This window comes from Streptomyces sp. NPDC057623 (genome assembly GCF_042800355.1).
Classification (GTDB): domain Bacteria; phylum Actinomycetota; class Actinomycetes; order Streptomycetales; family Streptomycetaceae; genus Streptomyces.
Map to the genome: position 1 here is coordinate 132,308 of NZ_JBHVGZ010000012.1, position 26,525 is coordinate 158,832.

Annotated in this window: 29 protein-coding genes; 13 read left to right on the forward strand and 16 right to left on the reverse strand. The window is 71.1% G+C overall.

Annotated elements, in window-relative coordinates:
• Positions 1-19: 19 nt before the first annotated feature.
• Together sph and ACFU95_RS15565 are read right to left on the reverse strand one after the other, a co-directional pair.
• Entirely contained in the window at positions 20-1,006 is a 987-nt protein-coding gene (sph, locus tag ACFU95_RS15560; protein ID WP_383827354.1) for a sphingomyelin phosphodiesterase, read from the reverse strand.
• Between the two features lie 112 nt (positions 1,007-1,118).
• Positions 1,119-1,577, reverse strand: coding sequence for a pyridoxamine 5'-phosphate oxidase family protein (locus tag ACFU95_RS15565; RefSeq protein WP_383827356.1), 459 nt, complete (start codon positions 1,575-1,577; stop codon positions 1,119-1,121).
• Positions 1,578-1,751: 174 nt separating this feature from the next.
• Between ACFU95_RS15565 and ACFU95_RS15570 the strand changes: the two genes are divergently transcribed.
• Together ACFU95_RS15570 and ACFU95_RS15575 are read left to right on the forward strand one after the other, a co-directional pair.
• Positions 1,752-2,138: a VOC family protein gene (locus tag ACFU95_RS15570; protein ID WP_383827358.1), complete on the forward strand. Its 387-nt coding sequence runs from the start codon at positions 1,752-1,754 to the stop codon at positions 2,136-2,138.
• 59 nt (positions 2,139-2,197) lie between these two features.
• Positions 2,198-3,262, forward strand: coding sequence for an adenosine deaminase (locus ACFU95_RS15575; protein WP_383827360.1), 1,065 nt, complete (start codon positions 2,198-2,200; stop codon positions 3,260-3,262).
• Here ACFU95_RS15575 and ACFU95_RS15580 read toward each other — a convergent pair.
• Together ACFU95_RS15580 and ACFU95_RS15585 are read right to left on the reverse strand one after the other, a co-directional pair.
• A complete protein-coding gene (locus tag ACFU95_RS15580) occupies positions 3,250-3,759 on the reverse strand; it encodes a DUF664 domain-containing protein (RefSeq protein ID WP_383827362.1) in 510 nt (169 codons plus the stop codon). The two genes, ACFU95_RS15575 and ACFU95_RS15580, sit on opposite strands and share 13 nt — an antisense overlap.
• Before the next feature lie 73 nt (positions 3,760-3,832).
• Positions 3,833-4,723, reverse strand: a complete 891-nt coding sequence (locus ACFU95_RS15585) for a LysR substrate-binding domain-containing protein (protein WP_383827364.1) — start codon at positions 4,721-4,723, stop codon at positions 3,833-3,835.
• Positions 4,724-4,859: 136 nt separating this feature from the next.
• Here ACFU95_RS15585 and mgrA point away from each other — a divergent pair, with 136 nt between their 5' ends.
• Positions 4,860-5,855: an L-glyceraldehyde 3-phosphate reductase gene (mgrA, locus tag ACFU95_RS15590; protein WP_383827366.1), complete on the forward strand. Its 996-nt coding sequence runs from the start codon at positions 4,860-4,862 to the stop codon at positions 5,853-5,855.
• Here the strand turns inward: mgrA and ACFU95_RS15595 are convergent.
• Both ACFU95_RS15595 and ACFU95_RS15600 read right to left on the reverse strand, forming a co-directional pair.
• Positions 5,845-6,132, reverse strand: a complete 288-nt coding sequence (locus ACFU95_RS15595; RefSeq protein WP_383827368.1) for a DUF1905 domain-containing protein — start codon at positions 6,130-6,132, stop codon at positions 5,845-5,847. The genes mgrA and ACFU95_RS15595 overlap by 11 nt on opposite strands.
• A gap of 72 nt (positions 6,133-6,204) precedes the next feature.
• A complete protein-coding gene (locus tag ACFU95_RS15600) occupies positions 6,205-6,588 on the reverse strand; it encodes a nuclear transport factor 2 family protein (protein ID WP_383827370.1) in 384 nt (127 codons plus the stop codon).
• Between the two features lie 348 nt (positions 6,589-6,936).
• Between ACFU95_RS15600 and ACFU95_RS15605 the strand changes: the two genes are divergently transcribed.
• From ACFU95_RS15605 to ACFU95_RS15620, 4 genes are all read left to right on the forward strand, one after another.
• On the forward strand, positions 6,937-7,347 hold the full coding sequence (locus tag ACFU95_RS15605; RefSeq protein WP_383827372.1) for a hypothetical protein: 411 nt from the start codon (positions 6,937-6,939) through the stop codon (positions 7,345-7,347).
• A gap of 95 nt (positions 7,348-7,442) precedes the next feature.
• Positions 7,443-9,788, forward strand: a complete 2,346-nt coding sequence (locus ACFU95_RS15610) for an FHA domain-containing protein (RefSeq protein ID WP_383827374.1) — start codon at positions 7,443-7,445, stop codon at positions 9,786-9,788.
• 9 nt (positions 9,789-9,797) lie between these two features.
• Positions 9,798-10,346, forward strand: coding sequence for a hypothetical protein (locus ACFU95_RS15615; RefSeq protein ID WP_383827376.1), 549 nt, complete (start codon positions 9,798-9,800; stop codon positions 10,344-10,346).
• Positions 10,336-11,331 carry a serine/threonine-protein kinase gene (locus tag ACFU95_RS15620; RefSeq protein ID WP_383827378.1) on the forward strand — a complete coding sequence of 332 codons (996 nt, stop codon included), beginning with the start codon at positions 10,336-10,338 and terminating at the stop codon, positions 11,329-11,331. The genes ACFU95_RS15615 and ACFU95_RS15620 overlap by 11 nt, the downstream gene beginning before the upstream one ends.
• Positions 11,332-11,340: 9 nt before the next feature.
• Here ACFU95_RS15620 and ACFU95_RS15625 read toward each other — a convergent pair whose 3' ends face one another.
• Positions 11,341-12,627 (reverse strand): streptophobe family protein, encoded by a 1,287-nt coding sequence (locus tag ACFU95_RS15625; protein ID WP_383827380.1) that lies wholly within the window; start codon positions 12,625-12,627, stop codon positions 11,341-11,343.
• A gap of 177 nt (positions 12,628-12,804) precedes the next feature.
• Here ACFU95_RS15625 and ACFU95_RS15630 point away from each other — a divergent pair, with 177 nt between their 5' ends.
• The 3 genes from ACFU95_RS15630 (at position 12,805) to ACFU95_RS15640 (ending at position 15,030) form a co-directional block, all read left to right on the forward strand.
• The gene (locus ACFU95_RS15630) at positions 12,805-13,953 is read left to right on the forward strand and encodes a DUF6777 domain-containing protein (protein WP_383827382.1); all 1,149 of its coding nucleotides are present in this window, start codon (positions 12,805-12,807) and stop codon (positions 13,951-13,953) included.
• Positions 13,954-14,051: 98 nt separating this feature from the next.
• A complete protein-coding gene (locus tag ACFU95_RS15635; RefSeq protein WP_383827384.1) occupies positions 14,052-14,507 on the forward strand; it encodes an ATP-binding protein in 456 nt (151 codons plus the stop codon).
• An 88-nt stretch (positions 14,508-14,595) separates the two neighbouring features.
• Positions 14,596-15,030, forward strand: a complete 435-nt coding sequence (locus ACFU95_RS15640; protein ID WP_383827386.1) for a helix-turn-helix domain-containing protein — start codon at positions 14,596-14,598, stop codon at positions 15,028-15,030.
• 15 nt (positions 15,031-15,045) lie between these two features.
• Here ACFU95_RS15640 and ACFU95_RS15645 read toward each other — a convergent pair whose 3' ends face one another.
• The 3 genes from ACFU95_RS15645 to ACFU95_RS15655 form a co-directional block, all read right to left on the reverse strand.
• Positions 15,046-15,648, reverse strand: coding sequence for a ClpP family protease (locus ACFU95_RS15645; protein WP_383827388.1), 603 nt, complete (start codon positions 15,646-15,648; stop codon positions 15,046-15,048).
• A 1-nt stretch (position 15,649) separates the two neighbouring features.
• The gene (locus ACFU95_RS15650; RefSeq protein WP_383827390.1) at positions 15,650-16,288 is read right to left on the reverse strand and encodes an ATP-dependent Clp protease proteolytic subunit; all 639 of its coding nucleotides are present in this window, start codon (positions 16,286-16,288) and stop codon (positions 15,650-15,652) included.
• A gap of 110 nt (positions 16,289-16,398) precedes the next feature.
• Entirely contained in the window at positions 16,399-17,604 is a 1,206-nt protein-coding gene (locus ACFU95_RS15655; protein WP_383827392.1) for an epoxide hydrolase family protein, read from the reverse strand.
• 123 nt (positions 17,605-17,727) lie between these two features.
• Here ACFU95_RS15655 and ACFU95_RS15660 point away from each other — a divergent pair, with 123 nt between their 5' ends.
• Entirely contained in the window at positions 17,728-18,210 is a 483-nt protein-coding gene (locus ACFU95_RS15660) for a VOC family protein (protein ID WP_383827394.1), read from the forward strand.
• 7 nt (positions 18,211-18,217) lie between these two features.
• Here the strand turns inward: ACFU95_RS15660 and ACFU95_RS15665 are convergent, their stop codons facing one another.
• From ACFU95_RS15665 to ACFU95_RS15685, 5 genes are all read right to left on the reverse strand, one after another.
• Positions 18,218-19,123, reverse strand: coding sequence for an SGNH/GDSL hydrolase family protein (locus ACFU95_RS15665; protein WP_383827396.1), 906 nt, complete (start codon positions 19,121-19,123; stop codon positions 18,218-18,220).
• Positions 19,124-19,275: 152 nt separating this feature from the next.
• The gene (locus ACFU95_RS15670; protein WP_383827398.1) at positions 19,276-20,133 is read right to left on the reverse strand and encodes a geranyl diphosphate 2-C-methyltransferase; all 858 of its coding nucleotides are present in this window, start codon (positions 20,131-20,133) and stop codon (positions 19,276-19,278) included.
• A 50-nt stretch (positions 20,134-20,183) separates the two neighbouring features.
• Positions 20,184-21,242 (reverse strand): family 2 encapsulin nanocompartment cargo protein terpene cyclase, encoded by a 1,059-nt coding sequence (locus ACFU95_RS15675; RefSeq protein ID WP_383827400.1) that lies wholly within the window; start codon positions 21,240-21,242, stop codon positions 20,184-20,186.
• 16 nt (positions 21,243-21,258) lie between these two features.
• Complete coding sequence (locus tag ACFU95_RS15680) at positions 21,259-22,695, reverse strand: family 2B encapsulin nanocompartment shell protein (protein ID WP_383827402.1); 1,437 nt, start codon at positions 22,693-22,695, stop codon at positions 21,259-21,261.
• A gap of 298 nt (positions 22,696-22,993) precedes the next feature.
• Positions 22,994-24,001, reverse strand: coding sequence for a zinc-binding alcohol dehydrogenase family protein (locus tag ACFU95_RS15685; RefSeq protein WP_383827508.1), 1,008 nt, complete (start codon positions 23,999-24,001; stop codon positions 22,994-22,996).
• Between the two features lie 151 nt (positions 24,002-24,152).
• On the opposite strand from ACFU95_RS15685, the gene ACFU95_RS15690 reads away from it, so the two are divergent.
• Together ACFU95_RS15690 and ACFU95_RS15695 are read left to right on the forward strand one after the other, a co-directional pair.
• Positions 24,153-24,956, forward strand: a complete 804-nt coding sequence (locus ACFU95_RS15690) for a VOC family protein (RefSeq protein WP_383827404.1) — start codon at positions 24,153-24,155, stop codon at positions 24,954-24,956.
• A gap of 48 nt (positions 24,957-25,004) precedes the next feature.
• Positions 25,005-25,682: a ribonuclease H gene (locus ACFU95_RS15695; protein WP_383827406.1), complete on the forward strand. Its 678-nt coding sequence runs from the start codon at positions 25,005-25,007 to the stop codon at positions 25,680-25,682.
• 18 nt (positions 25,683-25,700) lie between these two features.
• On the opposite strand, the gene ACFU95_RS15700 is transcribed toward ACFU95_RS15695, so the two are convergent.
• Complete coding sequence (locus tag ACFU95_RS15700) at positions 25,701-26,525, reverse strand: tyrosinase family protein (protein WP_383827408.1); 825 nt, start codon at positions 26,523-26,525, stop codon at positions 25,701-25,703.

A 26,525-nucleotide genomic window follows, 5' to 3' on the forward strand; every position in this document is an offset into this window, starting at 1 on the left:
CGGGTCACGGCCCGCCCGCTCAGCCCGCGTACCCGGTCACCGGATAGTGGTCGGAGAGGTTCGTGTACGTGTAGTCCGTCCCCCAACTCGTCACCGTCCAGGGCGCGCTGCGCTCCTCGACGACCTCGTTCTTCCAGACCGCGGGACGCGCGTGCCCCGCGCGGTGCAGGACGTGGTCCAGGTCCTCGCGCGGGTCGTCGGGGTAGCGGTCGTGGGCGATGGAGTTGTCCCGCGTGTCGAAGGAGTACGCGTGCCCGGTGCGCGCGTCGGCCCCCACCAGCCCGCCGTCGGCGAGCATCGTGGCGTACTCGGGCGTGCGCGAGTCGACGTTCAGGTCACCGGCGACCACGACCTGCTCGCCCGCCGGGATGTTCTTGGCGTCGAGGAACGCGTCGATCGCCCTGAACTGCCGGCTGCGCATCGCGGCCGCCTCACCGGCGTCGCAGCCCGGGTCGGTCGACTGGGCGTGCGTGCCGACGACGTGCACGCTGCTGCCGTTCACGTTCAACACCACATACGCGAAGCCCTTGTTGGACCACCAGTCGGCCCCGCACGCGTCCTTGAACACGTACTGCTCCTTGCGTACCACCGGCCACTTGCTCAGGATCGTGACCCCGCCGTCCTCGGGCGTCGTCGCCGAGTACGCGCCGCCGGTGGCGTCCCACCCGCTCCTGCTCCGTCCCACCACCGGCGTCTGGTGGGGGTACTCGCCCGCCGCCGCGGCCTTTAGCACGTCCGACGACGCGTTGTCGAACGCCTCCTGCACCACCACGACATCGTTCCCGCGGAAGAAGGAGGCCCTCGCGATCTCCGCGGCCCGGTGGTCCTGGCCCCAGTTCGGGTACAGCGACTTGCTGAAGAGGAAGACGTTGTACGACAGCACCCGCAGTGGCGGCGCCTGTTCGGCGGCCGTGGCGGTGGGGGCCGCGCCCGCGAGCCCGGTGGTGGCCAGCGCGAGGGCGAGCAGGGCTGCGCCCTGGGTGCGGCACGGTGGGAAGAGCGTCACTGGATCTCCCTGAGGGTGAGGGGGCTGAGTGGCGCCGCACATCAAACCACCGGCGATTACTCCCAGGTAACTCCCGTGCGTGAAAAGAATGTCGGCCGGCGGTACACCCGGATCAGACCACCCACGCCCCGTCCCGCACGAGATACCGGCCGCGCATCTCGTGCTCGCCGTTGCGCGCCTGCACCACGCGCGGACGCACCCGGAAGTAGACGTACGGCGCCTCGTCCGCCCGGGGGTCCCAGCCCGTCTTCGCGAGGAACGCCTCGGCCGCGGCTGCCGGTACCTCGTCGGCGGTGTACATCTCCGCCTCGCCGTCGACGAGGACGACGTCCAGGGTGTCTCCGAGCGCCAGCCGGGTCCGCCCGACGTCCCGCAGGTTGCGGCCGGTCGGGGTGGTCAGCCGGGTCGCCAGCCACAGGAACTCGTCGTGCCATACGAACCAGAGCGGGACCAGGCACGGCAGCCCGTCGGGTCCCGCCGTGGCCACCCAGACGTCCATCTCCTTCTCCAGGCGGGCCAGGAGATCGCGCTTGCGCTGCGCGGGGGCACGGGGCGGCTTTGTGATCTTCATGGGCGGGACGGTACCGGGGGCGCGGGCGGTGCGGATCGGGCCCGGGACCCGCCTCGGCTCGGGCCTGAGTCCTAGGCCCGCGGGCGCGACCGGGGGCTCGTCCCGTGAGCGACTGGCGTACCCGAAGTTTTACGTATAACCTCTCCCGTCAATCGCACCTCTCGGAAGGTCCCGATGAGACACATCGCCCTGGTCACCCTCGTTGTCGACGACTACGACGAGGCGATCCGCTTCTACACCGGAGCCCTCGGCTTCCGGCTGGTCGAGGACGCCCCGCGGCCGGACGGCTCGCGCTGGGTCGTCGTGGCGGCCGGCGATCAGGGCACCGGACTGCTGCTGGCCCGGGCCAAGGGTGACGAGCAGCGCGCCCGGGTCGGCGACCAGACCGGCGGGCGGGTCGGGTTCTTCCTGCACACCGACGACTTCGCCGGTGAGCGCGCCCGGATGCTCGCCGCGGGCGTGACCTTCCTGGAGGAGCCCCGGCACGAGCCGTACGGCTCGGTCGCCGTCTTCCAGGACCTGTACGGCAACCGCTGGGACCTGCTCCAGCCCGCCGGCTGAACCCCCCTCCCCTCCGACCTCCGAACCGCCCCGCTCAAGGCTCAAGGAAAGACCTCGCCATGACTGCTACGCGCGTAGACGCCGAACTGATCCGCCGCCTCCCCAAGGCCGTCCTGCACGACCACCTCGACGGCGGCCTGCGCCCCGCCACCGTGGTGGAGCTCGCGGCCGAGGTCGGCCACACCCTGCCCACGACCGACCCGGACGAGCTCGCCGCCTGGTACTTCGAGGCCGCGAACTCCGGCGACCTGGTGCGCTACATAGCCACCTTCGAGCACACCCTCGCCGTGATGCAGTCCCGCGAGGGCCTGCTGCGGACCGCCGAGGAGTACGTCCTCGACCTGGCCGCCGACGGTGTCGTGTACGGCGAGGTGCGCTACGCCCCCGAGCTGAACACCAACGGGGGGCTGACCCTCGCCGAGGTCGTCGAGACCGTGCAGGAGGGGCTCGCCGCCGGTATGGCGAAGGCCGCGGCCGCCGGTACGCCGGTGCGCGTCGGCACGCTGCTGTGCGGGATGCGGATGTTCGGCCGGGTGCGCGAGGCCGCCGACCTCGCCGTGGCCTTCCGGGACGCCGGCGTCGTCGGCTTCGACATCGCCGGTGCCGAGGCCGGCTTCCCCGCCGCCGACCACCTGGACGCCTTCGAGCACCTGCGCCGCGAGAGCGTGCCGTTCACCATCCACGCCGGTGAGGCCGACGGCCTGTCCAGCATCCACCAGGCCCTCCAGGTCTGCGGCGCCCAGCGCCTCGGTCACGGCGTGCGCATCACCGACGACATCGTGGACGGCAAGCTCGGCCGCCTCGCCGGCTGGGTGCGCGATCGTCGTGTCGCGCTGGAGATGTGCCCGACGTCCAACCTCCAGACCGGTGCCGCCACCTCCATCGCCGAGCACCCGATCACCGCGCTGAAGGACCTCGGCTTCCGCGTCACCCTCAACACCGACAACCGGCTGGTGTCGGGCACGACGATGACCCGGGAGATGTCGCTGCTGGTCGAGGAGGCCGGCTGGACGGTCGAGGACCTGCGCACCGTCACGGTGAACGCCTTGAAGAGCGCGTTCATCCCGTTCGACGAGCGCGAGGCCCTCATCGAGGACGTCGTCCTGCCGGGCTACGCGCTCTGAAGCAGCCCGCGCACATAGGCGGCCTGTCCGACGTGCTGCAGATCGTCGGACAGGACGCTGACCAGCCGTACGCCCAGGGTGACCGGCGGATCCCAGCGCTCGTCCACGACGCGCTCCAGATCCTTGGCGGCCACCTCGCGCAGTGCCGCCAGGGTCTGGGCGTGCACGGCGTCGTAGTAGCCGGTCAGCAGGTCGCCGGAGTCGACCCGCACCTTGGCGACCTGCGCGGCGCTGTGGCCGTAGCCGGTGTCGCGGCGTGGCAGGTCGAGAGCGAACGTCTTCTGGAAGTCCTGGGTCAGCCAGACCTGGTCGAGACCGAAGGCGTCGGCGATGTGGTCGTCCTGGACGCGGCTGAGATGCCAGACGAGCCAGGCGACGGAATTGGCGTCGGGGGAGGGGCGGGCGACGAGGTCGTCCGGGCCGAGGCCCTCGACGGCGGCGTGGACTTCTTCCTGGATGCGGTTGTACCCGTCGATGAGGATGTCCTTCGCATGCATGGCTCCACCATCGCGCAAAGCCGTCCCTCACGCGCCCCTTGGGCCGCCGTCGGGCGGCCTGCGGGGCGGTCCGTCACGCGCTGTCCTCCGGCTCCAGCAGCGCCATGAGCGCCCGCGCCGCCGGGCTCGTGGCCTGTGGGGGCGGCAGCAGGGCGACCGTCTCGTAGACGGTCTCGCCGGTGCCCTTCACGGGCAGGGCGGTCAGTGAGCTCCGCTTGTGCCGGAAGTGGCGCGGTACGACGGCGACGCCGAGGTCCTCGTCCACCAGGTCCAGGAGGCTGTGCACGTCGTTGACCTCCAGGGCGACGGTCCGTCGTACGCCCGCCGCCGCGAAGACGGCGTCGGTGGTGCGGCGCGGCCCCCAGTCCGGGTGGAAGTCGACGAAGACCTCGCCGCCCAGTTCCTCCGGAGTGACGGCGGCGCCGGCCGCCGCGAGCCGGTGGCTGGGGTGACACAGGACGGTCATCGGCTCGCCCGTGAGCGGTACGACCCGCAGCTGGTCGGTGTCCTCCTGCGCGGCCCGCACGGCGAAGGCCAGATCCAGGCGCCCGGCCGCGACCTCCTCCGCGAGCGCGCCCGAGCCCGCCTGGCGCAGGCAGATCTCCACGTCCGGATGCTGCCGCCGGAAGGACGCGAGCAGCCCCGCCACATGCACCCCGGCGATGCATTGCTCGGACCCCAGCGCCAGCATGCCGCGCAGCACGCCCTGCACGGCGGCCACCGCCTCGTGGGCGGCCCGCACCTGCGCGAGGATCCGTTCCGCCTCGCACAGCAGCGCCCGCCCGGCCGGGGTGAGCGTCACCCGGCGGGTCGTCCGCACGAACAGCGGGGTCTGCAACTCCCGCTCCAGTGACCGGATCGAGGCCGACAGGCCCGACTGGGACACCATGAGGCGTTCGGCCGCCCTGGTGAAGTGCTGGTCCTCGGCGACCGCCACGAAGTGCTGGAGATGGCGCAGTTCCATGATTGAGCAGCGTAGCCGCTGAATCCCATCTGATTTACCTGTTGGACCACTGCCCGCAGGTCGCGACAGAGTGGAGGACGACTGAACACCGGCTCTTCGGAGCCGGCCTTCGTGTGCCAACCCCTCTGGAGTCGCGTTGTACACCGCACACACCGACCGCTACGCGGACATGCCCTACCGGCGCACCGGACGCAGCGGCCTCAAGCTCCCGGCACTGTCCCTCGGCCTGTGGCACAACTTCGGCCCGGCGGACCGCTCGGTCGAGCACCAGCGGGCCATCCTGCGCCGTGCCTTCGACCTCGGCGTCACCCACTTCGACCTGGCCAACAACTACGGCCCGCCGCCCGGGGCCGCGGAGTCGGCGTTCGGTGAGGCGCTGAAGGCGGACTTCGCGCCGTACCGCGACGAACTGATCATCTCGACCAAGGCCGGCTATCTGATGTGGCCCGGCCCGTACGGCGAGTGGGGCTCGCGCAAGTACCTGCTCTCCTCGCTGGACCAGAGCCTGCAGCGGATGGGCCTGGACTACGTCGACATCTTCTACTCGCACCGTCCCGATCCGGACACTCCGCTGGAGGAGACGATGGGGGCCCTGCACTCCGCGGTGCAGCAGGGCAAGGCGCTGTACGTCGGCATCTCCAACTACTCGGCCGAGCAGACCCGCGAGGCCGCCCGCATCCTGGGCGAGCTGGGCACCCCGCTGCTGATCCACCAGCCGGCCTACTCGATGCTGAACCGCCGCCCCGAGGACGAGGGGCTCCTCGACGCCCTGGACGAGCTGGAGGTCGGCTCGATCGTCTTCTCCCCGCTGGCGCAGGGCCAGCTGACCTCCCGCTACCTCGACGGCATTCCGAAGGACTCCCGGGCCGCGAGCGGCAGCCCCTTCCTGAACGCCGACTCGATCACCGAGGACCTGCTGGGCAAGCTGCGCGCGCTGAACGGCATCGCCGAGTCCCGTGGCCAGACCCTGGCCCAGCTGGCCCTGGCCTGGGTCCTGCGCGGTGGCCGGGTGACCTCGGCGCTCGTCGGTGCGAGCAGCGCGCAGCAGATCGAGGACAGCGTCGCCGCCGCCCGCAACCTGGACTTCGACGCGGAGGAGCTGGACCGGATCGACGCGATCCTCAAGGGCTGAGCCGCTCCGTCAGGCGCACGGTCACACAGTCGCCCTCCTGCTTCCCGATGGCCTTGCGCACCTCGGCCTTGACGGGAAGCTTGTGGGTGCCGTCTCCGAGGGCCATGAAGGAACTCTGGAACGGATGTCCGTCGACCGTCCCCCGGATCTTGACCAGTCCCCGGGTGCCGAAGAAGTCGACGGACTCCGGCCAGACGACATAGGTCCAGCCGCCCTCGCTGGGGCTCTTGAGCAGGACGGCGGTGAATTCCGCGTCCACTTTCGCGCTCGTGGTCATGGTGTTCTCCGTTCGCGGCGGTCTCCTGTGGCCTTCACGGGTCAGACCGCCGCGAGGCACGGAACTCATCGCTCACGTCCCGGCGGGCACCCGGTCCAGGAATCCCAGGACGGACATGATCCGTCCCTCGGCCTCCAGCGTGATCACGTCGGACCCCGCCACCGGTGCCGCCCCGTCGGCCTCCCGCACCAGCTCCCAGGAGAAGCGCGCCGTGTCGTGGTGGCCGTCCACGGAGCCGGTCTGCCGGAAGACGAACCCGGGGAACCGCGCCTGCGCCGCCGCGACGACGGCCACGATCCCCTCGTGGCCGCGGACGTCCGCGAGGGGGTCGGTGTAGCCGCCCTGCGGGGCCCACGCGATGGCGACCGCCCGGGCCAGCGCCGCGGGCTCGCGGGTGTTCCAGGCCTCGAAGTAGCGGGCGACGGCGATGTCGTAGCGGTCGGTGGATGCGGGCATGGGGAATCAGCCTCCAACGAGGTCGTCACTGCTGGTCGGAACCGGGATCCCGCTCGCGGCGACCCGGTACCGCAACGATGCCCGCCCGCCGCGGAAAGCTCGATTACTCCCGAGGTAATGCCCCGGTCAGACCCCCGCTTGACGTGTACCCGCCGTGTTTCGGCCAACACGGGCTGTGAATATGCCAGGAGACTGGCCGGAAAGTCGTGGTGACAGTGTTTCAGTAGTGAACATACTCGACTACGAGGGTGCCTCACATGGGGCGACGGCTCCCTCACGCACCGCTCACGAGCCGCAGCGAAAGCGAGGACCGCCGGCAGGCGAACACGGCACCACGGGGGAGGCTACGTGCACGACGAGTTCCTGTGTCATGTCACCGCATACGGAGTCTGCGGCGGCCGGCGCATAGGCGTACCTCTGGGCACCTACCGGGCACCCACCCTGGCCCTGGCGCTGTGGTGGTTACGGGACCGGGCTTCCTGGATGGCCGAGCGATTAGACCCGCGACCGGACGCCGAGCACTTCCCGCCGAGTGCGCTCGTCCCGGTCGCCGACAATGTGCCCGACGTGCCGGCCGTGCTGCGCGCCTGGTGCGGTGACGTGAGTCGGCAGGAACTGGTCGCCGACGAGCTGGCGGCGGGGCGAATGGTGCGGATCGCCGTGAGCGACGAGACCACCGAGTACGAACTGCTCGCCGAGTCGGTGGACGCCCTGCGGATGCAGCGGACCCTCCCGATCCTGGTGGTGCCCGTGGCCTGACCCCTCCGTTCGCCGACAGGCATCCCACCCCGAGCGCGGGCGGGTGCGTCCGGCGCAGGCAGGCGCATACAGGGGCAGATCGATAGAATCAGCGCATGGCGGAGCGACCGGCCGCACCGACCGCGCCCGTACTCGTTCTGGAGACCGAGTCGGGATCCACCGTGATGACCCCGGGCCGTGACTACCGCGTCGGACGCGATCCCCTCAGCGACATCGTCATCGACGACGCCCGTGTCTCCTGGCACCACGCGGTGCTGCGGCCCGACGCCGACCACTGGACCCTCGCGGACGAGAACAGCACCAACGGCACCTACACCGACGGCCGGCGCATCCAGGAGTGGGACGTCGGCCCCGGAACCGTCATCCGCTTCGGCAACCCGTCCGACGGCCCCCGCGCGGTGCTGCTGGACCGTACTCCTCCGGGCGGAGCGCCGAAACGCCCCTCGGCGGTCTCCATGCCCAGCCTGACCGGCACCTTCCGCCGGCCCACCACCGTCCGGCCGCTGCCCGCCCGCGCCGTACGCATCGGCCGCGCTGCCGACAACGACCTGGTCATCGAGGACCTGATCGTCTCCCGCCACCACGCCGAGCTGCGCGCCCTGCCCGACGGGACCTACGAGATCACCGACCTGGGCAGCCACAACGGCACCTATCTCAACGGCAGTTCCGTCACCAGCGCCCCGATCGGCCCCGGAGACATCGTCGGCATCGGCCACTCCGCGTTCTGCCTGGTCGGGGACCAGATGCAGGAGTACGTCGACACCGGCGAGATCTCCCTGGAGGTCCAGGACCTCGCGGTCGCCGTCGACCACGGCCGCAAGCTCCTCCTCGACAACGTCTCCTTCCCGGTGGGAGAGAAGTGCCTGCTCGCCGTCGTCGGCCCGAGCGGCGCCGGGAAGTCCACGCTGCTCAACGCCCTCACCGGCCAGCGCCCCGCCGACCACGGCACCGTGCTCTACGACGGCCGCGACCTCTACCACGACTACGCCGAACTGCGGCAGCGCATCGGCCTGGTCCCGCAGGACGACATCCTGCACGCCCAGCTCACCGTCCGCAGCGCCCTGTCCTACGCCGCCGAACTGCGCTTCCCCCAGGACACCGCCAAGGCCGAGCGCCTGGCCCGCGTCGACGAGGTCATCCGCGAACTGGGCCTGGAACAGCGCGCCGACCAGCCCGTGCACAGTCTGTCGGGCGGCCAGCGCAAGCGCGTCAGCGTCGCCCTGGAACTGCTGACCAAGCCCTCGCTGCTGTTCCTCGACGAACCGACCTCCGGTCTCGACCCCGGCATGGACCGCTCGGTGATGCAGATGCTGCGCGGCCTCGCCGACGACGGCCGCACCGTCATCGTCGTCACCCACAGCGTGCTCAGCCTGGACATCTGCGACCGGCTCCTCGTCCTCGCCCCGGGCGGACGGATCGCGTACTACGGCCCGCCCGAGGAGACCCTGCTCTTCTTCGGCTTCGAGCACTGGCCGGAGGCCTTCGAGGCCTTCGAGCGCGACCAGGAGCGGGACTGGGCGGGGGACTACCGCGCCTCGCTCTTCCACCGGCAGTACATCGCCGACGCCACCGGACAGCCCCGGCAGCCCCGCACCGGCCCGGTCCTCATCACGCGGCCGCCCCGGCCACGCAGCCGCCGCGCCCAGCTCGGCACCCTGATCCGCCGCTACGCCACGGCGCTCGGCGCCGACCGCACCTTCCTCGCCATCATGATCGCCCTGCCGTTCGTGATGGGGGCGATGACCCGCGCCCTGGCCGGGGGCAGGCTGACCCAGGACAAGGCGACCAGCGCGCTGCTGATCCTGTGCGTCGGCGGCGTCCTCACGGGCGCGGCGAACGCCGTGCGCGAACTCGTCAAGGAGCGCGTCATCTACCAGCGTGAACGGGCCGTCGGCCTGTCCAGATCGGCGTACGTGCTGTCCAAGGTGGTGGTCCTGGGGACGATCACCGTGCTCCAGGCGGTCGTCCTGACCCTGGTCGCGCTGCTCGGCGTCGATCTCAACGCTCCCGGCGGCGAAGGCGTGCTGATGCCGCCCCTGGTCGAGATCATCGTCGCCGTCGCGTTGCTGGCCTTCACGGCGATGATGCTCGGCCTGGTCGTCTCCGCGCTGGTGCGCAAGGAGGAGGTGACCATGCCGCTGCTGGTGCTGCTCGCCATCGTCCAGGTGGTCTTCTGCGGCGCCCTGCTGAAGCTCGACGGCGTCCCCGGTCTGGAGCAGCTGTCCTGGGTGGTGCCCTCGCGGTGGGCGTTCGGCGCGATGGCCGGCACGGTCGACCTGGCCCGGATCGCGCCCGGTGACCTGACCGGCGATCCGCTGTTCGAGCACTCGGCGGGCGTGTGGCTGTTCAACGTGGCCATGCTGGTGGTGCTCTCCGCGGTCTTCGGCTACCTGGTCTCCCGGCTGCTGCGCCGGCGCGAACCCGTCGTGATGCGGAAGTAGGCGCGGGCGATGACTTCCCTCGGCTTCCGGCCCACCCACGTCGTCCCCCAGCGCGGCATGCCCGCCTGGGAGGAGCCCGACCCCGCCCGGCCCACCGTGCCCCTCGACGGGTTCCTGCCGGTCCAGCTCCTCGAACGGCGGGGCGACTGGGGGCATGTCCTGTGCGCCAACGGCTGGTCGGCCTGGGTCGACGGCCGCTTCCTGGTCGCCGTACCGCAGGACCCGCCCGCCGCCGACGGCGACCCGGCCACCCACCCGGCCGACCCGCGGCCGCTGCTCACCCAGGTCGAACGGGTGCTGGCCGACTACCGGTCCGTGGTGGAGGAGCTGGCGTCCGGCGGCCTGGACGGCGAGTCCTTCCGCGCCCGCACCGCGGGGCTGCGGATCGGGGTGGTCGTCGACGGGGAGTCCATGTGGCTGTACGACGCCGAGCACGGGCGGTGGGAGTACGTGGACGGAACGCAGCTGAGCACCTACGCCACGGACGACGGCCCCCGCGCCGCCGCGGACGACCCCGGCCATGCCCCGACCAGGGTCGTGACCCCCGATGGCCCGTGACACGAGCCTCTTCTCCGGTCGGCCCTCCGAGCTGATCGGCCGCCAGGTCGCGGGCTACCGCATCGAGCGCGAGATCGGCCGCGGCGGCATGGCCGTGGTCTACCGGGCCAAGGACCTGCGCCTGGACCGCACGGTCGCGCTGAAGCTCCTCGCCCCCGAACTCGCCCGCAACGACACCTTCCGCCGCCGCTTCACCCACGAGTCCCGGGCGGCCGCGGCCATCGACCATCCGCACATCGTGCCGGTCTTCGAGGCGGGCGAGACGGACGGCGTCCTGTACATCGCGATGCGCTACGTCGCCGGCAGCGATCTGCGTCATCTCCTGGACCGCGAGGGCCCGCTGACACCCGCGACGGCCCTGCGCGTCGCCTCACAGGTCGCCTCCGCCCTCGACGCGGCACACGAGAACGGCCTGGTCCACCGGGATGTGAAACCCGGCAACATCCTCGTCGCCCGCGGCACCGACAGCGACCACCCCGAGCACGCCTATCTCACCGACTTCGGCCTGACGAAGAAGTCACTCTCCCTGACCGGCTTCACGACCGTCGGCCAGTTCGTCGGCACGCTCGACTACGTGGCCCCCGAGCAGATCTCGGGAAAGCCGGTCGACGCGCGCTGTGACGTCTACGGCTTCGCCTGCGTGATCTACGAGTGCCTGACGGGCCACCCGCCGTTCCGCCGCGACGAGGACATGGCCCTGCTGTGGGCCCACCAGTACGACGAGCCGCCGCCCCTGACCGAGGAGCGCCCGGACCTCGCCCCGTCCGTCGACACCGTGTTCGCGGGCGCGCTGGCCAAGAGCCCGGACGACCGCCAGGACTCCTGCCTCGGTTTCGTCGCCGACCTGCGCGCCGCCATGACCGGTGGTCCGGCGGCCGGGCGCCCGGCGACGCAGGTGGACCACCAGGTCGTGGAACCCCGGGAGGAGCCCGCGCAGGACCGGCCGAAACCCCCGCCCCGCTGGGCCCAGCCGGTCTTCCGGTGAACGCCGCGTTCATCCTTCCGCGCGGGCGGTGACCTCGCCCCGGTGTCGCAGCGGGCGCGCCAGCAGGCCGCCGAGGAAGCCGGTGACCAGCCCCCACAGCAGTGCGAAGCCGACGGCGGTCCACACCTGCGGCCGCAGGAACAGTTCACCACCCAGGTCCCCGCCCAGGTCCCCGATGCCCAGGACCGACAGGCCGTAGTGGGCGGAGGTGCGGGCCAGGAGGCAGATCGTCAGCACCGTGAGGGCCAGCGCGACCGCCATGTGCACGCCGTGCTGCCAGGCGCGTATCCGGGCGGGTGAACGCCTCGCCATCACGAACGCGGCCGCCAGCAGCAGGACCGCGTCGACGGCGACCAGCCACCACACCCGGCCGTCGTGCTCGGCGAGGGTGCCCAGATTCAGTTCGGCGACATCCTGGCCGCGCAGCACCTGGTCGAGCAGCTGCGGCATGGGCAGCGCGAACGCCCCGTCCACCCGGCCGTCCCAGGTGGCGCCGAGCCCGATCGTGAGGGCCAGCCACACCAGGTTGGGCAGACCGAGCAGGACGACCGCCAGCGTCTCGGCCGGGTGCCCGCGGGTCGCCGCCACCACCAGAGCGATGACCGCACCGAGCACGACATACGCGAGGAGCAGCGCCACCATGGCGTAGGCGGCCGGCCGCACCGACTCCTGGAAGCGCAGCAGCCGGCCCGGCAGCGCAGCCCCGCGCGAGACCAGCAGGGCCAGCACCAGCACGCCCGCCAGCCACAGCAGGCCGACGAACACGGTCGCCGCAACGTCCGTGGTGAAACCCACCTCGGGCGAGAGGCCGAACAGGTCACCGAGCTCGCCGAGCGCGTCCTCCCCGAGGTCACCCAGGGAGAGGGAGAAGGTCTGGCGGGCGGAGAGGGCCAGCGCGAGGACCGCGGCCAGCCACAGTACGGCGATCCTGGCGGCCCATCCGGCCAGCTCCCCGGCACCGGCGACCGCCCGGTGCCGCAGCGGCCGCAGGAATCCGGCGGCCAGTACGAGAGCGCCGACGAGCGTGACGGACAGCGGGATCACGGTCAGTCCGGCGTCCGACTCGGCCAGCCCTCCGGCGTCCCCCGACAGCTCGACCGTGCCGCCGACCGCCGTGACCACGGTCGCCGCGACGACCCGGGGGAAGGCGTTGTCGGGGAGGTCGGCGGCCCCGGCCGCCCACAGCCCCAGCGCGGCCACCACCCCCATGGCCACCATCCCGGCCAGCACCGTGACAAGGGCCTGCACCCAGCCATGGGCGGCCACGGCCGGACGGGAGAGGGTCTGCGCACTCACTCTGCCCACGCTAAGCAGCGCCCCAGCGGCTCGCCCGCCGGGAGGTCCGTCCGCGTCGGCTTGCGGGCGGCATGGCACCGGAGCACAGAATGGAATAACTGCGCAAACAAGGCATAAGCGTCGCAGACATTCCGTGCAGGGAATCCCGCAGGAATCCTGCGTCGGGAAGAAGGCTTCGTGAGCGTCGAACCTCCGTCGTCCGGCCGTCCCACAGGACCGCCCTCGGGCCCCCTGTTGGGCCCCTCCCAGCCGGTACCCCGCATCGCGGTGCTCTCCACCGTGGTCGTGGCCGCGGTGATCCTCGCCGTGGTCCTCTCCCGCGGTGGCGGCGGCACCGGCGACAGCGCGGGAGGAGAGGTCTTCCTCCAGTCCGCGAGCAGCACGGGCCCCGATCCCTTCACCGAGTCCACGGCCACGGACAGCTCCGCCGCGCCCGTCACCCCGACCCCGGCCACCGAGTCGGCGCCGTCGAACGCCGTACGAGGTGTCGACGGCGGCGCGGCCGGCCTCTACGGCGGCAGCCGCGATGTCGCCAGCTGTGACGTGGAGAAGCAGGTCCAGTACCTCCAGGCGGCCCCGGAGAAGAACAGGGCGTTCGCGTCGGTCGCCCGCGTCGAGCCCTCCGGCGTTCCCGCCTACCTGCGCTCCCTCACCCCCGTTCAGCTGCGCATGGACACCCGCGTCACCAACCACGGCTACCGGGACGGCGGCGCCGACAGCTACCAGGCCGTCCTCCAGGCAGGCACGGCGGTCCTCGTCGACGACCACGGGGTGCCCCGGGTGCGCTGTGCCTGCGGCAACCCGCTGACCCCGCCGGTCGCCCGGCAGGGCACGCTCAAGCAGACCGGTGACTCCTGGCCGTCGTACCGCTCCTCGAACGTCGTGGTGGTCACGCCCGCGGCGAAGGTCGTCAAGGAGTTCGTCATCTACGACCACGACCACGACGAGTGGATCGCCCGCCACCGAGGAGACGAGGTCCACAAGGACAAGAAGACCAAGCGGCCGGTCAAGCCCTCCCCGTCGGTGACCGTGTCGACGCCGACGTCACCGAGCTCCCCGACGTCGACCACCCCGTCCACGCCGTCGACGAAGGACGAGCCGACGAAGGACGAGTCCACGAAGGACGAGCCGACCAAGGACGAGCCGACGAAGGACGACGCGACGAAGGACGAGTCCACGAAGGACGAGCCCACGACCGACGACGCGACGACCAAGTCCGAGGCTCCCGAGACCACGACGTCGTCCTACTCGCCGCCGGACGAGGAGCAGACCACCGAGTCGCAGTCGGAGCCCGTGGAAGCGGAATCATCGTCTCCGCCGCTGTGACGTACGGCGCCACCTGCACGGTGACTGCGCGGCTCAGCTCTGGGTACGAGGACTGGTGCAGCAGCGTCCGGCCAGTCCGGCTTTCCGAGAGAGAACGCATGATCGAGCACGTGGACGGGGCAGTGATTCCGACTGGTTTCGACGTGCCCGTGGAACCGCTACGGCGGGCGGCGCACTACAGCGGCGAACCGGGATGCATCGCCGAGGCACGGTCCTTCGCCGCGCTCTTCCTCGGCCGGCTCAGGACCGAGTGGTGCGCCACCATCGGGCAGCCCGCCGAGGACAAGGTGCTGCTCGTGGTCAGCGAGCTGGTCACCAACGCCGACCGGCACAGCAACGGCCCGTACATCCTGGACCTGGAGGGCACGGACGACGCGGTGACCGTCTGCGTGTTCGACAGCAGCTCCGCCCTGCCCCGCCGCTACCCCAGGGATCCGGAACGGGTCGGCCGGCACGGTCTGGAGATAGTGCACGCCCTTGCCGCGGAGGTCGCCGTGGAAAGGGTGCCGGTCGGCAAGCTGGTGCGCGCGATACTGCCGCTGACCGACGCGTGAGGGCCGTGGCCGCGATTTCCCCCGCGATTTCCCCCAGGGCGGAACGCTGATCCCTTCCCCTCGCGTCCCGCGCTCATAGGCTGGGAAAGTGAGCAATCAAGCGCCGAACGAAGCCCGCGTCATTCCCTTGCGCCCGCCGGCCGCCCGCCCACCGGCCGTCCCCGTGGCCACACCCCCCGCCCACGCCCCAGCGGCTCCGCCCGGCCCCAAGGCCAGGGAGCCCCTGTTCCGTGACCTGGTCGGCGACGTCCTGCGCCGCGAGCGGCTCGCCCAGGAGCGCACGCTCAAGGACGTGGCCGACGCGGCCCGGATCTCCATGCCGTACCTCTCGGAGGTCGAGCGCGGCCGCAAGGAGGCCTCCTCGGAGGTCCTCGCGGCCGCCGCCCACGCCCTCGGACTCGGTCTCGGCGACCTGCTGTCGCTGGCGCAGGGCGAGTTGGTCCGGCTCACCAGCCGCCGTACGCCCGGTGGCAGCCGCACCGGGGCCGGCTCGCGGTACGACGGGATGTGCCTGGCGGCGTGAGGAAGCGCCGGCGCCTCAGACCCGCGCGAGGCGCCGGCTCACCACCTCGTCGGCCAGCCCGTACGCCACCGCTTCCTGCGCGGTGAACACCTTGTCGCGGTCCATGTCCGCGCGCAGCGTCGCGATGTCGTGGTGCGTGTGCCGGGCCAGCACCTCCTCGACCTGCGAGCGGATCCGGACCATCTCCGCGGCCTGGAGGGCGAGATCGGACACCATGCCCCGGCTGCCCCCGCTGGCCGGCTGACCGAGCAGCACCCGCGCGTGCTCCAGCACGAACCGTCGCCCGGGATCCCCTCCGGCCAGCAGTACGGCCGCCGTGGACGCCGCCTGGCCCACGCAGAACGTGGAGATCGGCGCCTGCACGTACGTCATCGTGTCGTAGATCGCCATCAGCGAAGTGAACGAGCCGCCGGGGGAGTTGATGTAGATCGCGACCTCGCTCTCCGGCGCCGCCGACTCCAGATGGAGCAGTTGCGCGATGACGACGTTGGCGACGCCGTCGTCGATCTCCGTGCCGAGGAAGATGATCCGCTCCGACAGCAGCCGGCTGAACACGTCGTAGGACCGCTCGCCCTGCGGGGTGCGCTCGACGACGTTCGGAATCGTGTAGGTCCCCATGTCACAGCCCCATCCGTCGTCGGGAGGAAGCCGGGCGGACATCCGTGAGGGACTCCACCACCCGGTCCACCATGCCGTACTCCCTGGCCTCCTCGGCCGTGAACCAGCGGTCGCGGTCACCGTCCCGGGAGATGGTCTCCGGGCTCTGGCCGGTGTGCTCCGCGGTGATCCGCTCGATGGTCTTCTTGGTGAACTCCAGGTTCTCCGCCTGGATCTCGATGTCCGCGGTGGTGCCGCCGATGCCCGCCGACGGCTGGTGCATCATGATCCGCGCGTTCGGCAGCGCGTACCGCTTGCCCTCGGCGCCGACGCTCAGCAGGAACTGGCCCATGCTGGCCGCGAAGCCCATGGCCAGCGTCGAGACGTCGTTCGGGATCAGCCGCATCGTGTCGTAGATGGCGAGCCCCGCGTGCACCGAGCCGCCGGGGCTGTTGATGTACAGGGCGATGTCGGTGCGCGGGTCCTCCGCGGACAGGATCAGCAGCTGGGCGCAGACCCGGTTCGCGGAGACCTCGTCGACCTGGGTGCCCAGCAGGACGATGCGCTGCGCCAGCAGTTGGGAGGCGAGCTGGTCGTCGAAGCGGGTGGGAGGGGTGTCGCCCTCCTCCGCCCGCGGAGCCGGCGTGCTCAGTGGTGTCATCGGTTCTCCTCGTCCTGGCGTGGATGCCGTCGACTCCACTCTTGACCGCGGACGAGGCCTGAACGACGTTTCTCTGCCCGTGGCAGATTCGCCACGGGCAGAGCGCCGGGTCAGCCCTTCTCGCGCAACTGCCGGAAGAACGCCCGTACGTCGTCCACCAGCAGGTCCGGCTCCTCCATCGCCGCGAAGTGCCCGCCCCGGTCGAGTTCCGTCCAGCGCACGATGTTCTCCGTGCGGTCCGCCTTGTGGCGCAGCGGGATCTGCGGATCGCCGGGGAACGAGGCCACCGCGGTCGGGGCGGTGGAGGGCTCGTGCGGCGCGGCGATCCGGTCGCCCCTGGCGTGGGCGCGCTCGTAGTAGACCCGGGCGGACGAACCGGCCGTGCCCGTCAGCCAGTACAGCATCACGTTCGTGAGCATCAGGTCCCGGTCGACGGCCTCCTCGGGCAGCTGCTCGGAGTCCGTCCACTCCTGGAACTTCTCGACGATCCAGGCGAGTTGCCCGACCGGCGAGTCCGTGAGCGCGTACGACACGGTCTGCGGCCGGGTGGACTGCACATGGAAGTAGCCCGTCCCGTCGCGGAACCAGGCGGCCCACCGGCGCCACGAGGCGAGCGTGCGCTCCCGCTCGCGCGGGCTCAGCGCCTCCAGCTCCTCGGGGGTCGGCTCGGTGGCCGCCTGCGCGCCGGGCAGCAGATTGAGGTGGATGCCGATGGCCCGGTCGGGATGGGCGCGGCCCAGCTCGCGGGAGATGCCCGCGCCCCAGTCGCCGCCCTGGGCACCGAACCGGTCGTAGCCGAGGCGCGTCATCAGCTCGACCCAGGCGTCGGCGATCCGGCGCGCCTCCCAGCCGGTCTCCCGGGTGGGCCCGGAGAACCCGAAGCCGGGGATGCTCGGCAGGACGACGTGGAAGGCGTCGGCGGGGTCACCGCCGTGTGCCGCGGGATCCGTCAACGGTCCGACGACGTCGAGGAACTCGACCACCGAGCCCGGCCAGCCGTGCGTGACGATCAACGGGGTGGCGTCGGGCTCGGGGGAGCGCACATGGGCGAAGTGCACCTGCGCGCCGTCGATCTCGGTGGTGAACTGCGGCCACTCGTTCAGCCGCGCCTCGGCCGCCCGCCAGTCGTACTCGTGCCGCCAGTACCGCACCAGCTCGCGCAGGTACTCCGACGGAACGCCGTACGCCCACCCCACCCCGGGCAGCTGGTCGGGCCACCGCGTGCCGTCGAGGCGTCGGTGCAGATCGTCCAGGTCGCTCTGCGGGATGTCGATACGGAAGGGCCGGATGCCGCTGTCGGCGGGCGAAGACGTCATGCCCGCGATGCTAGTTCCGAACCGTGTAGCGGCCATCTGGATTAACCGGCCACGCGACCGATGAGTTCCGTGGCGAGGATCGGTCGACACAGGTGACAGCGTTCACACGCCCAGGAGGTACTCATGGCAACCGACGGTTTCACCACGTGTCTCTGGTTCGACGGCCAGGCGGAGGAGGCCGCCCACTTCTATGTCTCGGTCTTCAAGAACTCCAGCGTCGGCAAGGTCGCGCGCTATCCCGAGGGCGCGATGCAGCCCGCGGGCAGCGTGATGACCGTCGAGTTCACGGCCAACGGCCACAGGTTCCTCGGGCTCAACGGCGGCCCCCAGTTCAAGTTCACCGAGGCGACCTCCTTCATGATCTTCTGCGAGAACCAGGAGGAGATCGACTACTACTGGGCCAGGCTCACCGAGAACGGCGGCGAGCCCGGCCCGTGCGGCTGGCTCAAGGACAGGTTCGGCATGTCCTGGCAGGTCGTCCCGGACCGGCTCGACGAGATGGTCACCGACCCGGACCCGGCGAAGGCGGCCCGCGTGACGAAGGCGTTCATGGCGATGCGCAAGTTCGACATCGCCGCGCTGGAGAAGGCCTACGCGGGCGAGTGAGCCCGGCCTACGGGTTCTCGCGGATCACCCGGGTGATCGCCTGGGCGATCCGCAGGATCCCGGGGGAGCGGACCGGGCACGGCTTCGGCGTCGAGGTCGTGGGCGCCAGACAGAAGTGCAGGTAGTCGTCGTCGCGGTGCAGCGCCGTCCGGTCGCGGCCCGCCTGGGTGCAGTACCCGGCGTGTGCGCGCTCGTACGCGGTGCACGGCAGGTACCGCACCCAGGAGTAGCGCGCCCCGGCCGCGCTCACCGCCTCCCCGGCGGCGGCGACCAGGTCGCCCGAGGCGCCGGCCTGCTTCTCGTAGAGCGCGTTGACCCGACGGACCCGGTCGGGAGTGATCGGGTCCGGGCCTTGCGACACCCAGACGATCCGGGCGTCCCCGGCAGCGGCGATCTGGTCGGCGAGCCGCTCCATGTCGGCCGCGTACCGCTTGAAGTACCTCTCGGGCGAGGCGTCGTGGGTGATCCCGTCCATGCACGGTGTGTAGCCCCACGCGTTGCCCCAGAACTGAAGCACCACGAAGTCCGGCCGCACCCGGCGCACCAGGGCGGCCGCCTTGTCCGCCACCGGCACGAGGGACCGCTCGCCGGTGCCCTCCAGGTAGTCGCACAGGGTGGTTCCCGAGTACGGGGCGCTCGTGTACGTCACCCGTGAGCCGCGGCGCAGCTCCTGCCCGAGCACCTTCTGCGCCTCCATCGCGAGCGAGTCGCCCAGGTACAGCACGGTGGGCGCCTTCACGGCGGCGCTCGCGTCCGTGCTCGCGCTCGGTGCAGCGGGCGCCCGCTGGTGCGTGGTGACCGACGCCCGCGGTACGTCCGGGGGCGGCGCGGCCTCGGGCCCGGACGCCGGGTCCCCGCACGCACCGAGCAGCACGACTGCTGCCAGCACTCCCACGATCCACGGCTTCCGCATAGGGAACTCCCGCCCCGGGCACCGAAAACGGTTCCCCAGGCAAGCACAGCCGGGACCGAGGCGGAAGACCCGGGTTGGCCATGGAACACCACAGCCGACACGAGACCTTCCGTCGCGCTGACGGCCGTCGGTCCGACACGGTCCCCCTCGATTCAACGGTACCGGAAGTCGCTGTTTCGGGGCGCGTTCAGGAACGTCTCCTCGATCCCCGTCACCAGGTGCTCGGCCTCGCTGCGCAACTCCCAGTAGGGGATGGTCGCCTCGGTGAGGTCCTCCACATGGACCGGGACGAGCCGGTTGCGGGCCATCGCGCGGAAGTACTCCGAGCGCGGGTGGATGTCGCAGATGTAGTGGGCGTTGATGAGGGACACCTCTCGGGAGGCCTGCCCGTAGGTGTCGTTGTAGCAGCCGGTGATGGTCACATAGCGGCCGCCGCGGCGCAGCAGCCGCGCGTGCTCGGCGAACAGCAGGTCGAGCTCGACGTACATGGTGGACTCGTTGTTCCAGGAGGCGGCGTACGCCCCGGACTTGAGCCCGGTGTCCAGCATGTTGCGGTGGTGGTAGCGCACCCGGCCGTCGATGCCCCGCTTACGGGCCTGGGCGTTCGCGAACTCGGCCTGCTTCTCCGAGATGGTGACGCCGTCGGCGTGGCAGCCGTAGCGCAGATGCGCCGTGACACTGCCGCCGCCGCGCCCGCAGCCGGCGTCGAAGACGCGGTCGGCGGGGGACAGGGGGCCGAGACGGTCGGCGAGAAGTTCGGCCTGGGCGTGCTCCAGCCGGTGCAGTTCGGTGGTGATGCGCTCCCGCCGCAGCTCGGGGTCGGGTTCATCGAGCACCGAGCGGTCGGCGGCCCCGATGCCGTAGTGATGGTGGTAGAGGTCGTCGACTTTTCCGAGTTCGAGGTTGACCGGGTTCTCCTCGGCGTTCCAGTAGTCCGCGACACGGGTCTGGTACGTCGACTGGGTCGGCACCTGGGCTGCCTTGGTGCCGGCTTCGGGGGCGATGGTCAACGGTGACTCCTTGTGCTGGTGCTTATGACGCTCTGTCATTCGGTCGCGCTTTACCAGTAGTTGGGCAGGTGGTAGCGGTGGCTGTTGGTGGCGTGCCATTCGTGGTTGCCGGCCACCCAGTCGGACAGGCTGCGGACGTAGCGCTCGACGAGCGGCGAGGTGGCGGCCAGCAGGGCCGACTCCTCCTCGAACGCCTCCATGATCCGGTTGTGGATCTCGACGGCCTTCAGATAGGCCGCCTTGAGCCCGCAGTGCTCGTTCGCGGCGATGACCTGCGGCAGATTCAGATGGTCGGGGTCGCTCGCCAGCTCCTTGGTGAAGGAGTACAGGTCGTTGACGATCGTGGTGGCATTGCAGGCCAGCGCCGTGATCCGCTGGATCTCGGGGCGGGCGTACACCGCCTCGGGCAGCTCGTAGCCGTCCACGGCGTCCACGATCGACAGACAGGGGCGGAAGTTGTTGAACTGCCGCATCACCAGGTACTCCCAGACCCGCGGGACGTACCGGGTCTCCATCCAGGCGGCCTCCGCGAGATAGCCCAGGTGCAGTCGGGCGATGTCGTGGACGAAACGGTCGGTCTGGCTCGGGGTGGCGAAGGCGGCGTAGTCCTGGAGGGCGAAGTGGTACGAACGCAGCGGCCCGTCGGCCCGCACGCCCTCCCGCCACTCCTCCTCCAGCTCGGGAATCCCGTGGTAGGGGTCGAGCGCCGACTGGGCCATGATCAGCGGGCCCCCGAGGCCCCGGCGCGAACCGCCCCGGCCCTCGTCCTCCTCGCAGTAGCAGGAGTCGACGACGTTCTCGGCGAGCAGCAACTCGCCGGCGGCCGTCAGCCGTTCCAGATCGAGAGCCTCCGGATGCTGGAGCACCACGGCCCGCCCGAACTGGAACCCCGAGAAGTCGCCCTGCCACGCCTCGGGGAACAGATCGAGACGCCGGGCCCAGTCCTCCAGCCTGCGGTCGACCTCCGCGGCCTTCTCGGGGTCGGCAGGGGCGACCTGCCGGTACTGGAGCCCGGGGATCGCCCCGCCGCGCCGCCGGGTGCCGAAGGTGCTCGCGATGTTCGGCGGGCCCGGCAGTGCGAAGCCGGGGGTGAGGGAGGACGCGCTCATCGGGTGCTCCACGCGGTCACTCGGCCGTCCGGCCGACCTGGGCGTTCTCCAGGATGCCGACCGCGTCGGGGACCAGGATGGCCATCGAGTAGTAGGCGGTGACGAGGTAACGGATGATCGAGTTGGCGTCGATGCCCATGAACCGCACGTTCAGGCCCGGCTGGAACTCCTCCGGGATCCCCGTCTGGTACAGCCCGATGGCGCCCTGGTCGCCCTCCCCGGTGCGCAGCGCGATGATGCTGCTGGTGTGCTGCGGGCTGATCGGGATCTTGTTGCACGGAAAGATCGGGACACCGCGCCAGGCGGGGATCTCGTGCCCGTCGACATTCGCCGTACCCGGCACCAGACCGCGCCGGTTGCACTGCCGGAAGAAGGCCGCGATCGCCTTGGGATGGGCGATGAACAACTTGGTCTTGCGGCGCATCGACAGCAGTTCGTCCATGTCGTCCGGGGTCGGCGGCCCGGAGAAGGTGGGGATGCGCTGCCCGTAGTCGGCGTTGTGCAGCAGCCCGAACTCCCGGTTGTTGACCAGCTCCCACTCCTGTCGTTCGCGGATCTCCTCGACGGTCAGGCGGAGTTGCTGTTCGGTCTGGTTCATCGGGTCGTTGAAGAGGTCGGCGACCCTGGTGTGGACGCGCAGCACGGTCTGGGTGAGCGACAACTCGTACTCGCGGGGTGCGAGGTCGTAGTCGACGAAGCCGCCACCGATCGTCGGCTCGCCGACATGGCCCGCCTGCATCGGGACGTCGGCCTCGCCCTTGCGGTTCATGGGCAGGTGCTGGCGTTCGCCGTAGGCCGCCAGGTGCGCCGCCAGGGACGGCACCCGGTCGGTGAACTCCGCGACCACGGACCACGGGAGCGCCATCACGACGGCCGCGGTCTCGGCCCGCACCGAGCTCAGCCACAGCGGGTCGGGCCGGCCGATGGCCTCGTCGCCGATCTGGTCGCCGTCGGTGACGACCCCGACGATCTCCTCCTCGCCGTACTTGCCCTCGGTGAAACGGGTGAACCGGCCGTGCACCACGAGGTAGGCGTCCGTGACCGGCTGCCCGGCCTCGACGAGGACCTGGCCGGCCCGGACCTCACGCACCCGGAAACGGGTCGCGATCTCCTTCAGGACGTCGATGTCGGAGTAGCCGCGCAGCACCGGGAGTTCGGTGAGCGTCTGGGGGATGACCTTGATGTCATAGGCGCCGTTCTGTTCGAACTGCACCCGGCCACGGCCCACGCGGAGCTGAAGACGCCGGTTGACGCGGTAGGTGCCGCCTTTGACGTCCACCCACGGCAGCATCTTGAGCAGCCATCGCGAGGAGATGGCCTGCATCTGCGGTTCGGACTTGGTGGTCGTGGCGAGCTGGCGTGCCGCATGGGTGCTGAGACTGGTGAGTTGTCCGTCGGCTGAGGGGGCGGGGTCGTCGGCTGCGGGTCCGGTGACGCTCTCGGGTACGGACACGTATCTCTCCCTGGAGGGTGATCAGGAGTGAGCAAAGTGGTCGGTGACGACGAGTGGACTGATGGGTGACGACGGCAACCTCTGGGCGCGTGACGAGATGTGCCTCCTGGCACGGGTGAGCCGTACGCGCCGCAGGGACAAGCCAAACAGCGCCGGTGGTGGGCCCGGTACGGCGTGAAGGGGGCGGTTTGATCACCCGGGTGGTGCAAACACTCCCTGGAGGCAGAGGGCACACGCGCCCGTGCTTTCCCGCCGGTCGCGCTCGCCCCGATGTGCGGGCGCGAGGGGCGCACAAGCCTCAGAGCAGGTCGTTGAGCAGTACGGCCGCCCCCTCGAAACGGCCTGCCCGCAGATCCCGCAGCGCCTCGTCCGCGCGCGACAGCGGATAGGTGTGGGTCGTGGCGTGTACGGCGTGTGCGGCGGCGAGCGCCAGGAACTCGCGGCCGTCCTCGCGGGTGTTGGAGGTGACGCTGCGCAGCTGCTTCTCGTAGAAGAGCTCGCCCTCGTAGCGCAGGGCCGGGACGTCGGTGAGGTGGATGCCCGCGATCGCCGGCGTTCCGCCCCGGTCGAGGGCCCGCAGGGCCACCGGGACGAGCTCACCGGCCGGCGCGAACAGGATCGCGCTGTCCAGTGGCTCCGGCGGCATCTCGTACGCGTCGCGCGCCGAGGCGGCACCCAGGTCGAGCGCGAGCCTGCGCGCGGCCGCCCCGCGGGTGAGGACGTGCACGGTGGCGCCCTCGGCCAGCGCCACCTGCGCGCACAGATGAGCGCTGCCCCCGAAGCCGTACAGCCCGAGCCGCCCGCCCGGCGGCAGCGCCGAACGGCGCAGGGCGCGATGCCCGATGATCCCGGCGCACAGCAGCGGCGCGCACGAGACGTCGTCCAGGGAGCCGGGCAGCCGGTAGGCGAACGCGGCCGGCACGGTCGTGTACTCGGCGTATCCACCGTCGGCGTCCCAGCCCGTGTACGACGAGGCGGGGCACAGGTTCTCCGCGCCCCGCGCGCAGTAGCCGCAGGTGCCGTCGGTCCGCCGCAGCCAGGCCACCCCGACCCGCTCACCGACGCCGAAGCCGTTCACCGCCGCCCCGAACCCCGCGACGACGCCGACGACCTCGTGCCCGGGCGTCACACCCGCCCGGTGGACCGGCAGGTCACCCTCGGTGACGTGCAGATCCGTACGGCACACTCCGCAGGCCCGCACGCGCACGAGCAGCTCGTCGTCCGCCGGCACCGGGACCGCCCTCTCGACGAGGCGCAGCGACCCCGCCTCGACCGGCCCCGGCTCGACCACCGACCACGCGCGCATCGTCCCGTCCGCCATGCCGTGTCCCGTCCGCCGGCCGAGTCGCCGTTCCCCCCAGTCTGGAACGGAACCCGGCATTCGGCGCGCGACCCGACTCCCCGGTGGCTAGCGTAAGAATCCGGACAACTCACCGATCCGGGAGAGGGCCGCAGTCATGGCCGTGAAACCTGAAGGAACCCCCGTCTGGGCCGACGCGATGTTCACCGACATCGAGGGGGCCAAGAGCTTCTACGGCGACGTCCTCGGCTGGACGTTCGGCGAGGAGTCGTCGGAGTACGGCAATTACACCCAGGCCTACGCGAACGGCAAGGCCGCCGCCGCCGTCGTCCCGCCCATGCCGGGCCAGGAGGGCCAGTCGCAGTGGTGCCTCTACTTCGCCTCCCCCGACGCCGCCGCCACCGCCGTGCGGATCCGTGAGAACGGCGGCGAGATCCTGATGGAGCCGATGGCGGTCGGCGACTTCGGCAGCATGTGCCTGGCCCGCGACCCCGGCGGCGTCGTCTTCGGGGTGTGGCAGGCCGGCACCCACGAGGGCTTCGACGCGGAGATGCGGGAGCCCGGAGCCTTCTGCTGGGCGGAGATCTTCACCCGCGAGCCGGAGAAGTCGGACACCTTCTTCCCCGCCGTCTTCGGCTACGGGCAGCAGCAGATGGAGGACGACGCGATCGACTTCCGCCTCTACTCCCTCGGCGGCGGGACCATGGCCCTGGGCCGGATGAGGATGACGGACGACTTCCCGCAGGACATCCCGCCGTGGATCAACGTGTACTTCAACGTCCCCGACTGCGACGACGCCGTCGCCAAGGCCACCAAGCTGGGCGCCGTCCTGCGCTTCGGCCCGATGAGCAGCCCGTTCGGCCGCTTCGCCGCACTGAGCGACCCCCAGGGCGCGAACTTCTCGGTGATCGACACCAACACGACCGAGGGCGAGATGCCCAAGCTCAGCGACGTCTCCTGACCCGACTCCGTGACCGGGCGCCCGGCCCGCTCATGGCATGATCGGCGCATGGGTGAACGTGTTGTGGCCGCGTGCGACGGGGCTTCGAAGGGAAACCCCGGGCCGGCGGCCTGGGCCTGGGTCATCGCCGACGAGACGGAGACCCCGGCCCGCTGGGAGGCGGGACCGCTCGGCAGGGCCACCAACAACGTCGCGGAACTGACCGCGCTGGAACGGCTGCTCACGGCGACGGACCCCGGCGTGGCGCTGGAGATCCGCATGGACTCGCAGTACGCCATGAAGGCCGTCACCACCTGGCTGCCCGGCTGGAAGCGCAACGGCTGGAAGACGTCCGCCGGCAAGCCGGTCGCCAACCAGGACCTGGTCGTGCGCATCGACGAACTGCTCGACGGACGCACGGTCGAGTTCCGCTACGTCCCTGCCCACCAGGTCGACGGCGACCCGCTCAACGACTTCGCCGACCGCGCCGCCAGCCAGGCCGCCGTCGTGCAGGAGCCCGCCGGCAGCGGCCTCGGCTCCCCGGAGCCGCCGCCCTCGCCGGACACCCCGGCCAAGGCCCCCCGTCGCAAGACGGCGGCGCCCCGCAAGAACGGCAGCTCCTCGCGCACCATCAAGGCCAAGTTCCCGGGCCGCTGCCTCTGCGGGCGCGGCTATGCGGCGGGCGAGCCCATCAGCAAGAACGCCCAGGGCTGGGGCCACCCGGAGTGCCGCACGGCGGAGGCATGACGGCGAGCCCCGCGCACCTCAGGCCGCGTCGAACGTGTAGTGCGCGGTGTGGTCCAGCAGGTCGGCGGGGCGCACGTCGTTCCACGGCTTCATCGTGTCGTTGACGTCGATCACGTTCGGTGTCCCGGCGGCCGGTACATAGCCGGAGCCGGGGTGCCGCCGCTGCCAGTCCGCCCACAGCCTGTCGATGTAGGCGTGGTGCAGCCAGAACACCGGGTCGTTCGGCGACACGCCCGTCGCCATCTGTCCGCCGACCCAGACGTGGACCCGGTTGTGCAGATTGACGCCGCGCCAGCCTTCCAGGTGGTTGCGGAAACCGTCCGACGCGCTGTTCCAGGGCGCCATGTCGTACGTCGGCATGGCGAGCACGGACTCCACCTCGGCCCGGGTCGGCAACTCCCGTACCGCGGTGCCGAGTGAGCGGCGCAGATACGTACGGCCGTCGACACGGACGTTGATCGGCCAGTTGCCGGTGGACGCGGCGAACGGTCCGTCCATGACCCGCCCGTCGAGGCTGCGTCCGGTGCCGCCGAGGAAGTCGGGCGCCCACAGCGAGGACCGTATCGAGCGGTCGGCGCTCCAGTCCCAGTACGGCAGCGCGACCGAGGCGTCCACCTCCTGCAACGCGCGCTCGAACTCGAGCAGGAATCTGCGGTGCCAGGGCAGGAAGGACGGTGAACGGTGGCCGACGCGCTCCCCGTTGTCGGTGTCACCGACGATGAAGGCGTTGTGTGTCGTGACGAACGCGTCGTAGCGGCCGCTGCGCTTCAACTCCAGGAGGGCGGCGACGAATCGGCGCTTCTCGTCGGCGGTCAGCAGGGCCTGGTTCTTGCGGACGGTCAT